Source organism: Chryseobacterium sp. KLBC 52 (assembly GCF_003347605.1).
In the GTDB taxonomy this organism is placed as follows: Bacteria; Bacteroidota; Bacteroidia; order Flavobacteriales; family Weeksellaceae; genus Chryseobacterium.
In genome coordinates this window covers 151,992-164,735 of sequence record NZ_QDFZ01000006.1, presented here as the reverse complement: position 1 = coordinate 164,735, position 12,744 = coordinate 151,992, and the positions used below count along the sequence as shown (strand labels likewise).

18 protein-coding genes are annotated in these 12,744 nt (G+C 35.8%); 7 read left to right on the top strand and 11 right to left on the bottom strand.

All coding sequences use genetic code 11. From position 1 onward, the window contains the following. Positions 1 to 69: 69 nt before the first annotated feature. Both DDF69_RS08345 and DDF69_RS08340 read right to left on the bottom strand, forming a co-directional pair. Positions 70 to 693, bottom strand: a complete 624-nt coding sequence (locus tag DDF69_RS08345; protein ID WP_114820383.1) for a hypothetical protein — start codon at positions 691 to 693, stop codon at positions 70 to 72. Positions 694 to 787: 94 nt separating this feature from the next. Continuing rightward, positions 788 to 1,255, bottom strand: a complete 468-nt coding sequence (locus tag DDF69_RS08340; protein WP_228411946.1) for a VOC family protein — start codon at positions 1,253 to 1,255, stop codon at positions 788 to 790. Positions 1,256 to 1,372: 117 nt separating this feature from the next. Here DDF69_RS08340 and DDF69_RS08335 point away from each other — a divergent pair, with 117 nt between their 5' ends. Both DDF69_RS08335 and DDF69_RS08330 read left to right on the top strand, forming a co-directional pair. Continuing rightward, positions 1,373 to 1,936: a TetR/AcrR family transcriptional regulator gene (locus DDF69_RS08335; protein WP_114820381.1), complete on the top strand. Its 564-nt coding sequence runs from the start codon at positions 1,373 to 1,375 to the stop codon at positions 1,934 to 1,936. Between the two features lie 39 nt (positions 1,937 to 1,975). After that, the gene (locus tag DDF69_RS08330; protein WP_114820380.1) at positions 1,976 to 3,382 is read left to right on the top strand and encodes an MFS transporter; all 1,407 of its coding nucleotides are present in this window, start codon (positions 1,976 to 1,978) and stop codon (positions 3,380 to 3,382) included. 67 nt (positions 3,383 to 3,449) lie between these two features. Here DDF69_RS08330 and DDF69_RS08325 read toward each other — a convergent pair whose 3' ends face one another. From DDF69_RS08325 to DDF69_RS08285, 9 genes are all read right to left on the bottom strand, one after another. Then, the gene (locus DDF69_RS08325; RefSeq protein WP_114820379.1) at positions 3,450 to 4,181 is read right to left on the bottom strand and encodes a class I SAM-dependent methyltransferase; all 732 of its coding nucleotides are present in this window, start codon (positions 4,179 to 4,181) and stop codon (positions 3,450 to 3,452) included. A 218-nt stretch (positions 4,182 to 4,399) separates the two neighbouring features. Beyond that, complete coding sequence (locus tag DDF69_RS08320) at positions 4,400 to 4,813, bottom strand: SRPBCC family protein (RefSeq protein WP_114820378.1); 414 nt, start codon at positions 4,811 to 4,813, stop codon at positions 4,400 to 4,402. Positions 4,814 to 4,816: 3 nt separating this feature from the next. Further along, positions 4,817 to 5,320, bottom strand: a complete 504-nt coding sequence (locus DDF69_RS08315; RefSeq protein ID WP_114820377.1) for an SRPBCC domain-containing protein — start codon at positions 5,318 to 5,320, stop codon at positions 4,817 to 4,819. Between the two features lie 35 nt (positions 5,321 to 5,355). Continuing rightward, a complete protein-coding gene (locus tag DDF69_RS08310) occupies positions 5,356 to 5,676 on the bottom strand; it encodes an ArsR/SmtB family transcription factor (RefSeq protein WP_114820376.1) in 321 nt (106 codons plus the stop codon). Between the two features lie 161 nt (positions 5,677 to 5,837). Then, positions 5,838 to 6,038, bottom strand: a complete 201-nt coding sequence (locus tag DDF69_RS08305; protein WP_202967943.1) for a YqaE/Pmp3 family membrane protein — start codon at positions 6,036 to 6,038, stop codon at positions 5,838 to 5,840. A 27-nt stretch (positions 6,039 to 6,065) separates the two neighbouring features. Continuing rightward, positions 6,066 to 6,449: a tetratricopeptide repeat protein gene (locus DDF69_RS08300; RefSeq protein WP_114820375.1), complete on the bottom strand. Its 384-nt coding sequence runs from the start codon at positions 6,447 to 6,449 to the stop codon at positions 6,066 to 6,068. Positions 6,450 to 6,500: 51 nt separating this feature from the next. Then, positions 6,501 to 6,920: a DUF1801 domain-containing protein gene (locus tag DDF69_RS08295; protein ID WP_114820374.1), complete on the bottom strand. Its 420-nt coding sequence runs from the start codon at positions 6,918 to 6,920 to the stop codon at positions 6,501 to 6,503. Positions 6,921 to 7,012: 92 nt separating this feature from the next. Beyond that, entirely contained in the window at positions 7,013 to 7,429 is a 417-nt protein-coding gene (locus tag DDF69_RS08290) for a hypothetical protein (protein WP_114820373.1), read from the bottom strand. Between the two features lie 13 nt (positions 7,430 to 7,442). Continuing rightward, positions 7,443 to 9,479 carry a M3 family metallopeptidase gene (locus DDF69_RS08285; RefSeq protein ID WP_114820473.1) on the bottom strand — a complete coding sequence of 679 codons (2,037 nt, stop codon included), beginning with the start codon at positions 9,477 to 9,479 and terminating at the stop codon, positions 7,443 to 7,445. Positions 9,480 to 9,690: 211 nt separating this feature from the next. Between DDF69_RS08285 and DDF69_RS08280 the strand changes: the two genes are divergently transcribed. The 5 genes from DDF69_RS08280 (at position 9,691) to DDF69_RS08260 (ending at position 12,739) form a co-directional block, all read left to right on the top strand. Further along, the gene (locus DDF69_RS08280; protein ID WP_114820372.1) at positions 9,691 to 10,221 is read left to right on the top strand and encodes an SRPBCC family protein; all 531 of its coding nucleotides are present in this window, start codon (positions 9,691 to 9,693) and stop codon (positions 10,219 to 10,221) included. A 148-nt stretch (positions 10,222 to 10,369) separates the two neighbouring features. Next, on the top strand, positions 10,370 to 10,819 hold the full coding sequence (locus DDF69_RS08275; protein ID WP_034698989.1) for a hypothetical protein: 450 nt from the start codon (positions 10,370 to 10,372) through the stop codon (positions 10,817 to 10,819). A gap of 140 nt (positions 10,820 to 10,959) precedes the next feature. Beyond that, the gene (locus DDF69_RS08270) at positions 10,960 to 11,469 is read left to right on the top strand and encodes a nitroreductase (protein WP_114820371.1); all 510 of its coding nucleotides are present in this window, start codon (positions 10,960 to 10,962) and stop codon (positions 11,467 to 11,469) included. Next, the gene (locus DDF69_RS08265) at positions 11,470 to 12,054 is read left to right on the top strand and encodes a hypothetical protein (protein ID WP_114820370.1); all 585 of its coding nucleotides are present in this window, start codon (positions 11,470 to 11,472) and stop codon (positions 12,052 to 12,054) included. It begins immediately after the preceding gene. Between the two features lie 118 nt (positions 12,055 to 12,172). Further along, entirely contained in the window at positions 12,173 to 12,739 is a 567-nt protein-coding gene (locus DDF69_RS08260; protein ID WP_114820369.1) for a 30S ribosomal protein S16, read from the top strand. Positions 12,740 to 12,744: the final 5 nt, after the last annotated feature.

Below are 12,744 nucleotides of genomic sequence, written 5' to 3'. Positions count from 1 at the left end.
CTGTTTTCTTTCGGTTATGTATAAAAGACAATTATTGAATGCAAGATGTTACATGGAACGTACATTTTTTTATTCCTGTTCAAGCTTGATGATAGAACCTTTATAAAACTTGGTCAGATCATAGAGATCATTAAAATAGTGCTGAAGATCAGGAATGATGTTGGGATCAAAATCTTTCACCCCACATTGGTCTTCTGCCAGAAGGTATAAAGACTGATTATCCGGTTTCAGATATTCACAAAGGATATTATCAGGATGCTGTTTTCTGTTGATCATTTCTGTCAGAAAAATTCCGTAGATCAGAAACTGATTGAAATTTTTAGAATCCACAATATAATTCATGTCCTGTTTCAGCAGTTTTTCATAATCTGAAAGAATCTGAAGAAAATGCTCGGCATGAACATTTGTCGGAATTTCATAAAAAAGATCAATACCATTGATGAAAAGCTGTGTCTTGGTTTCCTCATGATCTGAAGAATAGGCTTTATGAAACCATTGAAAAATAAGCAGAAGTTCTTCCTGAGTGAGCTCTTCTACAGAATCCTTGATTTTTTCTTTAATCGTTTCAAGGGTATTTTTTGCTTCAGGCTGAAGAAATTTCAGAATATTTTCTTCTTCACGGCTCAGCTTATTGTACAAATTAATTTTGGCAACAGTGGGATTGGTCTTGATGAAATAAAGTTCTTCCGCCATAGTTCTTTACCCAATTAGATTTCAAATGGTTGTTTAAATATACAAAATATGCAGTAATTCTGTTAAAAAAAATAATATGCAATGAATGGTATGACTATTTTACGGTTTCATGAAGGGCAATTCTGTTTCCTTCTGAGTCTTCAAATTCTGCTACAGCAAATCCATATTTTTCATCTATTCTTTTAGGATAGAGAACAGAACCTCCATGGTGAACGGCTTTTTCCAATGTTCTGTCAATATTTTCTGTTTTAAAATAAATGATAACTCCGTTTTTAGAAGGCTTGTAGACATCTCCTTTAGCCAAAGCTCCCGTAATACCACTGTTTTTTTCTTCAAAAGGAAATAAAGCCATTTCATAGCTGTCTATAATCTCTTTATCAAAACTAAAGTTGAAAACTGCAGAATAAAACTTTTCGGCACGTTCAAGGTCATTCACGGGAATTTCAAAGTAGACAACAGGATTGGTAGATTTCATATTTTTCACAGGATTGGTTTTCCGGGACTGACTGCAAGATACGCCTATTAGCAATAAAAAGGTCAAAAAACAGGATAACAGTTTCATGATTTCAGAGTTTAAACGAGAGAATGATTTCCTGAATCTAAAATAAAGTATTTCTCTTAATTTTAAAAATAGATAGACTTCTCTATTTTTTTATCTACATTTGTAAAAATTTTCACGATGAAAAAGGAAAAAGTACGCGAAAGAATTATCAGGGTTGCTTCGGATTTGTTTTATAAACAAGGCTACAATTCAACGGGAATCAATCAGATTATTGCTGAGGCTGACATTGCGATTGGCTCTTTGTACAATCATTTTTCATCTAAAAATGATCTTCTTCAGGCTTATCTTGTCAAAGAAGAAATTGAGTGGTTTGAAGGTTTTGAAAAAAGTATCACTAAGATTTCTGACCCGAAAGAAAAGATTCTGGCGCTTATTGATTACAGAAAAAAGCTGCAGCAGACTTCAAAGTTTGCAGGATGTCATTTCATTAAAATTGTTTCCGAAACAGGAGAGGGCAATCCTTCCGTTTCCGGTTTTGCCAAACAGCATAAAGAAAAGCAAAAAGATTTAATCAAGACTCTTGTCAATGAATGTGCTGCAAAAGGTCAAATAGCCGATCCTGATTTAATAGCAGAAAATATTTTCCTTTTAATAGAAGGAGCAGTTGTTACCTCTACCATCAACAGACAAAATGATTCTTTTGATCAGGTGAAAAAAATGGTACAGGGTTTATTACCCTAATTTTTTTAGTATTTAAAAAATAGATATATCTATATAAAAATGAAGTATAAGTATTTGAAATTATTAGTGATATTGTTTGGTCAGTTGTTGACGATTATGGATATTTTTATCATCAATGTGTCCATACCTTCCATACAGCGTGATCTTCATGCCTCACATGGAGAAATGCAGTTTATGATTGCTGCCTATCTTATCGGTTTTGCTTCTTTGCTCATTACAGGAGGACGATTGGGTGATTTGTACGGAAGAAAAAAGATGTACGTGATTGGGTTATCAGCTTTTATGATAAGTTCTGTTGCGTGTGGATTTTCTGCAGGAGCTTATCAGTTGGTTATCGCAAGATTTGTACAGGGAATAAGTGCTGCGATAATGGCTCCTCAGGTACTTTCGATGATACAAATTCTGTTTCCTGATCATCAGGAACGGACTAAGGCGATGGGTTGGTACGGAATTACCATTGGAACAGGAACTGTTTTGGGTCAGTTTCTCGGAGGTTATTTTTCATCTCTGACGATAATAGAAGAACCGTGGAGACTCATTTTTCTGATGAATATTCCCATATGCTTACCAGCCATTTTCCTTAGCTTAAGACTATTAGACGAATCCAAAATGGATGTGAAACAATCTTTTGATTGGAGTGGAGTTTTAATTCTTTCTGCAGGATTGTTCTGTGCTACTTATGCTTTAACCCTCTCTGAACACGAAGGTCTTGACTTTAAAAATGTTTCATTAATGATTATTTCTGGTGGAATTGTATTCACTTTTATTAAAAATCAAAAGAAAAGAATCCAGAAGAAACAAGCTTATCTGATTGATTTTGAATTGTTCCGTTATAAAAATTTCAATGTCGGAATTATAGCGGTTTCTTTCTTTTTTATTATGCTGGATTCTTATTTTTATATTCTGTCCCTTTTCTTTCAGAATGGATTAAAGATCAGCCCGATGGAAGCAGGGGAGATTATTGTTTTTCAAGGGTTAGGTTTTATCCTGGCATCGTTCGTTTCTGTAAAACTGATTTTAAGATATGGAAAAAAAGCCCTGATGGCAGGACTTGGCTTTATTATTCTTATCCTTATGCTCCAATTGTTTTTGTTCAGGACACAGATAGGTTTTCCGGTTTTTTGTCTGCTGTTGTTTTTACATGGCTTGGGAATAGGATCTATCATCCCTTCCCTGGCCAATATAGCCCTGTCCGGAATGTCTGAAAAGCTGATTGGCAATGCCTCAGGTGTTTATAATACCTTTCAGCAGATTGCTGCCATTATCGGAATTGTTGCTGTAGGAAGTGTTTTCTATTATTTTCTTGGAGAAAATCCTGATGCACAACATTATCACAATGCTTTCTCTGTAGCTTTGTTGGTTAATATTCTCTGTCTGATTTTGGTAATGATCTGTATTCTTAAAGTTCCGGATCATGTTCTTCCGGAACTGAGAAACAGAAAATGATACTGGATTTTAATGTTGATAGATCATCAGATTGTAAGAGAAATAAATTCAAATTTCTGGTTGAAAATTATTTTTCAGCTGAAATGAGTAACATCATTGGTCTGCGGAGTTCCTCTTTCATCTCCGGAATTTCTTTCAACATCTCTTCGCCTGGTTGAGGTTCAACAACTTCTTTGATTTTAAACCCTGCTTTTAATAATATATTTAAATAAGAAGTTAAAGTACGGTGATATTTGATGACATGCTCTCCCAGAAAAGTTGTATTCCTTTTTCCTTCCACAAAATAACGGTCTACCGGCCAGCAGATTTTTTCACCATTTTTATCATATACCCAGTCCTGACCACCTTCTGCAGTGAAAACAGGATGTTCTACTGAAAATACAAAAGATCCGCCGGGCGTAAGCCATTTATAAATATTTTGAGCAATACTATCAAATGATTCTACATAATGTAAGGTGAGAGAGCTTAGTATGATGTCAAATTTTTCAGCAGGATAATCCACTTCTTCCAGCGCTTTTCTTTCATATTGAATTCCAGGGAGATTATTGATTTCCATAGCTTTTGCCAGCATTCTTTCTGAAAGATCAATTCCGATCACTGATTTTGCTCCGTTTTCCATGGCAAAACGACAATGCCATCCAAAGCCACATCCAAGATCCAGAATATTTTTTCCTTGAAAGTCCGGCAGCATATTTTTCAAAGTATGCCATTCTCCGGCACCTTCCAATCCGATCTGAGAACGGAGCATTTTTTCGTACTGGTCAAAAAATGAAGGATTATCGTATTTATTTTCTTTCATAGCTTCAAAAATTGTGGTTCTTAATGATCTATCCTTGTCAAGGTTTTAAACCTTGACAAGGGTCAAAGATTGCTGTTCTTTCTGGTAGTAAACTCAGATATTTCAGTTCTTGAAATGTAAATTTACAACAATATCAGAGTTCAGAGGTTTCTGGTCCCTGAAAAATAAAAGCTGAATGCAAAACATCCAGCCTTATATCAATTCTCGATTGAAATATTTTAATTAGCTTCCGCATACTTTTTGAAATTATCAAGGATAGCCTGCCAGCCACCTCTCTGCATGTCTTCTGGGTTCTCGCTTTCCGGATCGAAAGCAACATCAACATTGGTGTAGCCATTATTTTCTTTAAAGTCAACACGTACCTGTCTTCCGTCCGGCATAGTATACGTAAAGTTTTCCCCATCGTTTATTTCATTGTAAACGGCTTCAAAGTCGAAACCGAAACTTCCGTCTTTAGCTTCCATTCTTGCTGCATATTTTCCACCTACTTTCATATCATTGGAAGCAGATGGGCATTGCCATGAAGGATCAGCAAAGTTCCATTGAGTAATGTGTTCAGGATGGGTGTAATAATTCCATACTTTTTTTGCCTCTGCATTGATGGTGGCAGAAACTGTGATTTTGTGGCTCATTTTTTATGGTTTTAATGTTAATAGTAATTCGTCAAGTTTTTCAAGTGTTGCCATCATTCCCTGTTCCATTCCCATTTCGATAATGGTTTCCAGATCTGCTAGGGATTGATAGGTCACAATAGTTTCTACAAGGGTATTTTCATTTTTATCCGTGAAAGATACTATCCATTCTGCCTGGGGAAGATCTGTGTTGATTTCTCCCTTTTCATTGCAGAATGCATCGCTGGAAGTATAAGAATCAATAGGTTTGATCTTGTGATAACCCACCCAGCTCCAGTATTCTTTACCGCCAGGTTCTACCATTGCATAATGCCAGTGTCCGCCTTCACGGAATTCCATAGATTGTGTTTTGGTAGTGAATGGTTTGGGAGCAAACCAACGATCAAGAAATTCACTTTTCGTGTAGCAATCCCAGACCAATTGTCGATGGGCCATAAACTCACGTCTGATGGTTAAAGTGTTCTTTTCCTTATCTGCAAGGAAATCGAACTGAAGAAGATGTTTCATATTAATATTTTTATAGTTGGTTGTTGTATTAAACTTTATTTCTGCTGGCTTTTCAGGGTTGCCAGTAACGTATCAAGCTGTTCAAAACGGTTTTCCCAGATTTTTCTGAACTGTTCCAGCCAATGATCTATTTCTTTCATTTTATCAATTTCTAAAAAGTAGTAAATTTCTCTTCCCTGATGATTTTGGGTCACCAGTTCGCACTCAGTTAGAATTTTCAGATGTTTTGAAACGGCCTGTCTGGTCGTATCAAAATGCTCTGCTATGGCATTGGGTGTCATCGCCTGTACTGCGATCAGTGCAATAATAGCTCTTCGTGTAGGATCTGCAATAGCCTGAAAAATATCTCTTCTCATAGATGAAAATTTTTAAATGAAACCATATGGTTGCAAATATATGTGCAACTTTTCGGTTTCGCAATTTTTTTTGATGAAATTTATAAATCAGAAACTTAAAAACAATAGATAGTATTTGTTAATTGATTTAAATCAGTTGTTGGTGGTGGGTTTGGGTAAGTTTATCTTTTGTTTTCCCGCATGGCTTTAATCAAGCGGTCATTTCTTTTGTCAGCTCTTTCATTATTTAAAGAAAGTACGGCCCAAATAGCAGCAGGAAGCCATCCAATCAGAGTGATCTGTAAAATAAGGCAGATAATTCCGGTGAAAACTTTTCCACGGACCATAAAAGATAAGAAGGGAAGTAAGATGGCTAATAACATGATTTTAAGTTTTTTATTTGAATTAATTTAACGGGACTGAGGATCGAAATACGCTTTAAAAGTGAGAGGATCTTCCGTTTTGTCCTCCGCTTCTTCTAGATATTCCAAATACTCTTCCTGATGTTTCTCCATATAAACAAGCACAATAGCGAGGTTTACAAAGAGATTTTTGTCTTTTGAACCCAAATTTAATGCCGTTTTTAAATACTCCAGCGCCATTTCATTTTCTCCCATATCCGAGTAAATAGCACCAATATTGATTAAAGCTGAAGTATTTTCAGGCTCAATCAATAAAATTTCATCTAATTCTTTAACTAACAGATCATTTAAAGTATCCCAATGGTCTTCATTTTCCCATCTTTTAGCCTGAAGTTTTTTTACGTTTTCTAATCTTGTTGTTATCGTACTCATTATTTGGAATTACAGAATGGATGTTTACTTATAAGGTGCAAATTTAGCTTTTTACTCTTTAAGTCCATCCAGTATGGCAGCTTTCAGGATTTCAATATTGATATCTTTCAATGCTTTGAATTTAATACAATATCCCGTGACGCTGGCTTTCCCTATTTTATCTCCATAGGTTTCAGATAAATAGCTTTTATCATTACTATTCATAATATAAAGGGAAATGCCTGTTGTATTGGCACTCATTCCAATCTGATAAAAATCTCTTGTTTTTCCACCTGCATAATGCATGATATACAATCCATATCCGATATTGGGATTGGAAACGGTTTTGTTTTCACTGTTTTTACCATCCAGAAACCACAGCTGGCAATCCGGCATGAGTTCAAGAATAATGTTATGGAGTTCCTGCATATCATTACGTTTCAGTTCCGCCTGGCTGTTGATGTAGTCCTGGATTTGTTCTTGGGTGGTCATAGATCAGAAATTGATTTTTGAGATTATTGAGCAACTAATTTAAAACAAAAAAGAACAGCGATTACTGTTCTTTTTATTGTATTTTTCCTGATTTACTGAATCAGTTCTTTCATTGTTTTCTCTGTTTTCATCAGTTCACCTTGTGGAATCTGATGATGAAGATAAGTGAAAAGCAAATGGGTGACCCAGCTGTTTTCAATCTGATGAATGTAGTAAGAGCAGATCAAACCAAAATCATCCGAAATATAAGCCGGAAGATCTGAAGAACCGGTACTTCTGAATGTGGAAACAAAAATTTCCTTTCGTATATCACTTATTCTGTCTTCTGTTTCCTCATCAAAAGGCATTTCTTCAATTATCTGATACGCTTTCATCCATTCATCTGAAAACTCTGCAGAATCTCTGTTGTCAAGAATTTCATCAATCTTTTCAGAAGTAATATTGTCAAGAGCTGTTTTTAAAGATTGATTAAAAACAGCTTCCAGCAGGTTAATTTTTTCTGTTGTCATCTCAGTCTGTATTCTATCCAAATGCTCTTTTCAATAAGCTTTCCACTTTCGGTTCACTGCCTCTGAAATTTTTGTAAAGCTCCATCGGATCTTTCGTTCCCCCGGAAGAAAGCAGTACTTTATACTTAGCTGCAATCTCAGGATTAAAGATTCCGTTTTCTTTGAAATACTGGAATGCATCGGCATCCAGAACTTCCGCCCATTTGTAAGAATAATATCCTGCAGAATATCCTCCCTGGAAAATGTGGGAGAAACTTGGACTCATTGCCGTTTCAGCGTTGGAAGGATAAAGTGTGGTTGCTTTGGTATATTTGTCTTCAAACTCTTTTACACTCTCGTTCTCCAGTTCTGCCACTTTTGTATGATAGTTCATATCCAGAAGTCCGAAACCAAGTTGTCTTAAAGTCTGATATCCTTCCATGAAGTTTTTAGACTGTTCTATTTTTTCAATTTTCTCGTCGGGAAGTACTTCTCCGGTTTTATAATGTTTTGCAAACGTTTTTAAGAATTCCGGTTCATAGCAGAAGTTTTCCAGAAACTGTGACGGAAGTTCTACAAAATCCCATTTCACAGAAGTTCCGGAAAGATTAGGATATTGAGTATCTGCCATTATGCCGTGAAGCGCATGGCCAAATTCGTGGAATAGAGTAGTTACCTCCTGGAAAGTCAGTAAGCTAGGTGTATCTTTTGTCGGTTTGCTGAAGTTGCAGACAATTGAAATATGCGGACGTGAATTTTCACCGTTTTGTTTGTACTGATTTTTGTAGCTGGTCATCCATGCACCGGCTCTTTTCCCTTTTCTTGGGAAATAATCAACGTATAATAGTGCCTTGTATCTGTCAGCCTGAGCGGAGTCGAAGGCTTCTTTTACTTCATATACTTTTACATCGTCGTGGTACTTCGGAATATCATTTCTTTCCTCAAAAGTCAGCCCGAAAAGTTTTCCAGCCAGCCCGAATACAGCATCCTGTACCTGGCTTAATGGGAAATAAGGTTTCAATTCTTCATCATTAAGATCGAATTTTGCCTTACGAAGTTTTTCAGCATAGAATCCGTGGTCGTAGCCTTGCATTTCCTCAATTCCATCAGCTTTTGCTAACGCTTTTAATTCTTCAATTTCCTGATCTGCGTATGGTTTTGCTTTAGTCAGAAGTTCATTTAAAAAATCTAAAACTTTTACCGGAGACTTAGCCATTCTTTCTTCCAATACAAAATCTGCATAGTTTTTATATCCAAGAAGCTCAGCTTTCTGCTGCTTTAAATTCAATAGCTCCTTAATCAGATTCTGATTGTCAAATTCTCCACCATCAAAAGATTTTTTACCATTGGCTAAAGCCAGTTCTTTTCTCAGTTCACGGTTTTCAGCATAGGTCATGAAAGGAATATAGCTTGGATACTGTAAAGTGACTACCCAGCCTTCAAGATTTCTTTCTTTGGCTTCTTCAGCATATTGATCAATGATTGCTTCCGGAATTCCTGCAAGATCTTCTTTATTGGTGATATGTTTAAAATAAGCATTGGTGGAAGCCAATACATTCTGTCCGAACTGTAAAGATTTTAAAGAAAGATCCATGCTGATTTTCTTTAATTTTTCTTTGTCTTCCTCATTCAGTAAAGCACCGCTTCTTACAAAACCCTTGTAGGTTTCATTCAAAAGCATTTCCTGCTCTTCGTTGAGATTATATTTTTCCTTTTCATCATATACTTTTTTGATTTTGTTGAAAAGGGCTTCGTTTTGAGAAATTTTTGAAGAATATTCTGTCAGGATCGGAGAAACTTCCTGTGCAATCTGCTGGATTTCATCACTGGTTTCTGCAGAATTTAAGTTGAAAAAAATATTGGAAACCACATCCAGCTGCTCTCCAGAATACGCCAATGCTTCAATTACATTTTCGAAAGTAGGCGCTTCAGGATTGTTGACAATGGCATCAATTTCTGCTTCAGATTTTTGAATCAATTCTTTAAATGCAGGAAGATAATCTTCATTTTTAATGCTGTTGAACGGAGCCGAATGATATGGTGTGTTAAATTTTTCTGTTAAAATATTCATTTTTGATCTTTTTATATAAGGTAAATGTAATGATTCATCGGGAATCACAGCTGAAACGCTCAAAAATAATGCCTTACTGTCAAGTTATGACAAAAATACCTTATCTTTAATTAATCTTGTCATAGGGAAAGGAGAAGTGATGTGGGAACATTTAATTTTGAGAACAGATCTGAAATCATTATTAAAATCAACAACCTTAAATATATAGACTATGAAAACACTCTTAAAAATTATCGGTATCATCATTGTACTGATCCTTATCTATGCTGTCATTGCCATACTGGCTTTCAGTAAAGACTATCACTATGAAAAATCAATCGTTATCAATGCACCACAGGAAAAAGTATGGGCCTATACAGGGAATTTAAAAGGCTATAACCAATGGGATCCTTTTTCCAAAGCTGATAAAAACATTGTCATTACGTATTCAGGGAACGGAGATAAAGTAGGAGATTCCTATCACTGGAAGGGAGATAAAAATGTAGGAGAAGGTGAACAAGCCATTACTGAGCTGGTTCCGAATCAAAAAATGAGCACAAGACTTCATTTTATAGAACCTTTTGAAGGAGATATGAAAGCGAATTTTATTATGACTCCTGAAGGAGGCGGAACGAAAGTGACATGGATGATTGATAATGAGCTTACTCCGATGATGAAGATTATGAAGCCGATGATGAATAGCAATATGGATAAAATGTTCAGCCAGGGGCTGGGCGATCTGAAAAAGCTTGCTGAAAAATAATAGGAGAGCCTTGTACATCTTACAGGGCTTTTTTTATGAAAACCTATTATTCGAATAAATCATATTTCTCTTCATTTTGTTAACGTTTTTGCATAAAGTCAAAGAAATATTATTCTAAAATATTATCTTTATATAAAGAATAGATTGTATGGAGAAGATTGTATTTGAAAAAAGTGATATCAGAGACTTTGTGAAGACTACCATCACAGAGAAAATTGAAAAATTGAAAAACTTTATCGAATTTACCCTTGAAGCCAGCCGTGACATCAAAAAAACTCCGAAATATGATAGCATGAGAGAAGAAATGCAGGAGGAAATTTATCAGATGCAGCGGCAGCTGGGAGCTTTGAATGATCTTAAAAGAAATATGGCAAAAGTCCTGAATACGGCTACAGAAAGAGTACAGCTTGGTTCACTGGTCATTACCAATAAGGCAAGGTTTTATATTTCTGTGTCACTTGGAGAGTTCTTTTTCGAGGGAGACAGGTTCTACGCTATCTCTCCGGAAAGTCCCATGGCCAAAAAGATGATGGGCATGAAATCCGGCGATGAATTTACCTTAAACAAAATCCATCAGAAGGTGATAGAGGTTTTGTAAAAGTAAAAAGTAAAAAGTAAAAAGTAAAAAGTAAAAAGTAAAAAGTATTTTTGATAAGCTTCCGGGATCTTGATCACCCGCCAAACATTAAACTTCCTTCATTCTGATTCCTGCTTCTATCTTTTTCGTAATTTTGTTGCATGAATAATGCATCCATTTTAAAAGAAATTATAGAGCAAAGAAGAAGTATTTTCCCAAAGGATTATACAGACGCAGAAATATCTCAGGAAGTTTTGGAGGAGATTGTAAACTCTGCCACGTTTGCTCCCAACCATAAACGTACTAAGCCTTGGCGTTTCAAAATATTCAAAGGAGAAGGAAAAGCAAAGCTGGCATCAGAAATGCAGGCGATCTATAAGACCGTTACTCCAGAACAGCTTTTCCTGGAAAAAAAATACGCAGATATCGGTTTTAAAATCAATAAAGCCAATGTTGTGGTTTCCATTATAGTCAATTTCAGTGGAATGGTTCCTGAATGGGAAGAGATAGCCGCTACTTCAATGGCGGTTCAGAATATGTATCTTACCTGTACCGCAAATAATATCGGATGTTACTGGAGTTCTCCTAAAATTGTAGACGAGCTGAAAGAGTCTCTGACCATTGAAGAAAACCAGAAATGTCTGGGGTTATTTTATATGGGAACGGTATAGATGAAGAATATTTATAGAAATTATAATGAAGAAGATCTGCATGCTGCCTATCTTCATATGACTGATCATACTGGTAAAGTCAATGATGAATTGCGGGAAGCCATCAGTCAGCAATTCAATTATGATGAATTTGTAAAAGCAGCAGAATACAGGAAAGTTTTAGTCAAAGAAAAAGGAAGAATCTCATTTGAAGTACATAAAATGGTACAAAAGGGAGAAAAGATAGATACTATTCTTGAAACGATCTCTTCGGAAATGATCGGAAGCAGTGATTTGAAAGTTTTTATTCTGGATAAATTTGATCAGTTTTCAAAAGTAAAAGAAAATGATAAAATAGATGAAAAAATAATTTTTAAAAGCCTTTTAGGACTTGTAGCAGCTTCTGTTACCGGGCTTCTTTTTTTAAAGGCTGTGATGACATCTACAGGAGAGTTCTCATTTTTTCTGCTGGTACCAGTTTATATCATCAACTATCTGGTGATTTACGGGATTACAGGAAAAACGCGGGGTAATTTTATAGTTTTTATGGCTGTTTTAATTTCCGTAATTATTTCAACAATATTTTCTTTTGCCCTGCTTGGTTAAAAAAAATAAAATGAATTTTATAAAACTTTTTACTCGAAGCTCTTTACTTCAAACTTTTTTACTATCTTTGCACTCTTAAATATTTAACTGGGACGAGTTCCCGTAAAATTCAAACATTATGTCAGTAAAAATCAGATTACAAAGACACGGTAAAAAAGGAAAACCTTTTTTCCACATCGTGGTTGCAGATTCTAGAGCTAGAAGAGATGGTAGATTCATCGAGAAACTAGGTACTTACAACCCAATTACTAACCCGGCAACTATCGAATTGAACGTTGATTCTGCTGTACAGTGGTTAAACAACGGTGCTCAGCCAACTGATACTGCTAGAGCTATTTTATCTTACAAAGGTGCTCTTTACAAAAAACACTTACAAGGTGGTGTAGCTAAAGGTGCTTTTGACGAAGCTGAAGCTGAAAAAAGATTCAATGCTTGGGTAGAAGCTAAAGATGCTAAAGTACAAGGTAAAGTAGACGGTTTAGCTACCGCTAAAGCTGATGCTAAGAAAGCTGCTTTCGAAGCTGAAGTAAAAGTAAACGAAGCTAGAGTTGCTGCTGCTGCACAAGCTGAAGCTGATGCTAAAGCTGCTGAAGAGGCTGCTAACGCACCTGCTGAAGAAGTTGTTGCTGAAGCTACAGAAGGAGAAGCTCCTGCTGCTGAAACTGAAGAAAACACTGAAGCTTAAGAACA

Coding starts and splice junctions, on each gene's coding strand:
- DDF69_RS08320 (WP_114820378.1), bottom strand. CDS start 4,813: ATGAGCCACAAAATCACAGTTTCTGCCACCATCAATGCAGAGGCAAAA.
- DDF69_RS08310 (WP_114820376.1), bottom strand. CDS start 5,676: ATGAGAAGAGATATTTTTCAGGCTATTGCAGATCCTACACGAAGAGCT.
- DDF69_RS08295 (WP_114820374.1), bottom strand. CDS start 6,920: ATGACCACCCAAGAACAAATCCAGGACTACATCAACAGCCAGGCGGAA.
- DDF69_RS08300 (WP_114820375.1), bottom strand. CDS start 6,449: ATGAGTACGATAACAACAAGATTAGAAAACGTAAAAAAACTTCAGGCT.
- DDF69_RS08315 (WP_114820377.1), bottom strand. CDS start 5,320: ATGAAACATCTTCTTCAGTTCGATTTCCTTGCAGATAAGGAAAAGAAC.
- DDF69_RS08265 (WP_114820370.1), top strand. CDS start 11,470: ATGAAGAATATTTATAGAAATTATAATGAAGAAGATCTGCATGCTGCC.
- DDF69_RS08290 (WP_114820373.1), bottom strand. CDS start 7,429: ATGACAACAGAAAAAATTAACCTGCTGGAAGCTGTTTTTAATCAATCT.
- DDF69_RS08330 (WP_114820380.1), top strand. CDS start 1,976: ATGAAGTATAAGTATTTGAAATTATTAGTGATATTGTTTGGTCAGTTG.
- DDF69_RS08305 (WP_202967943.1), bottom strand. CDS start 6,038: ATGTTATTAGCCATCTTACTTCCCTTCTTATCTTTTATGGTCCGTGGA.
- DDF69_RS08280 (WP_114820372.1), top strand. CDS start 9,691: ATGAAAACACTCTTAAAAATTATCGGTATCATCATTGTACTGATCCTT.
- DDF69_RS08270 (WP_114820371.1), top strand. CDS start 10,960: ATGAATAATGCATCCATTTTAAAAGAAATTATAGAGCAAAGAAGAAGT.
- DDF69_RS08285 (WP_114820473.1), bottom strand. CDS start 9,479: ATGAATATTTTAACAGAAAAATTTAACACACCATATCATTCGGCTCCG.
- DDF69_RS08340 (WP_228411946.1), bottom strand. CDS start 1,255: ATGAAACTGTTATCCTGTTTTTTGACCTTTTTATTGCTAATAGGCGTA.
- DDF69_RS08335 (WP_114820381.1), top strand. CDS start 1,373: ATGAAAAAGGAAAAAGTACGCGAAAGAATTATCAGGGTTGCTTCGGAT.
- DDF69_RS08325 (WP_114820379.1), bottom strand. CDS start 4,181: ATGAAAGAAAATAAATACGATAATCCTTCATTTTTTGACCAGTACGAA.
- DDF69_RS08260 (WP_114820369.1), top strand. CDS start 12,173: ATGTCAGTAAAAATCAGATTACAAAGACACGGTAAAAAAGGAAAACCT.
- DDF69_RS08345 (WP_114820383.1), bottom strand. CDS start 693: ATGGCGGAAGAACTTTATTTCATCAAGACCAATCCCACTGTTGCCAAA.
- DDF69_RS08275 (WP_034698989.1), top strand. CDS start 10,370: ATGGAGAAGATTGTATTTGAAAAAAGTGATATCAGAGACTTTGTGAAG.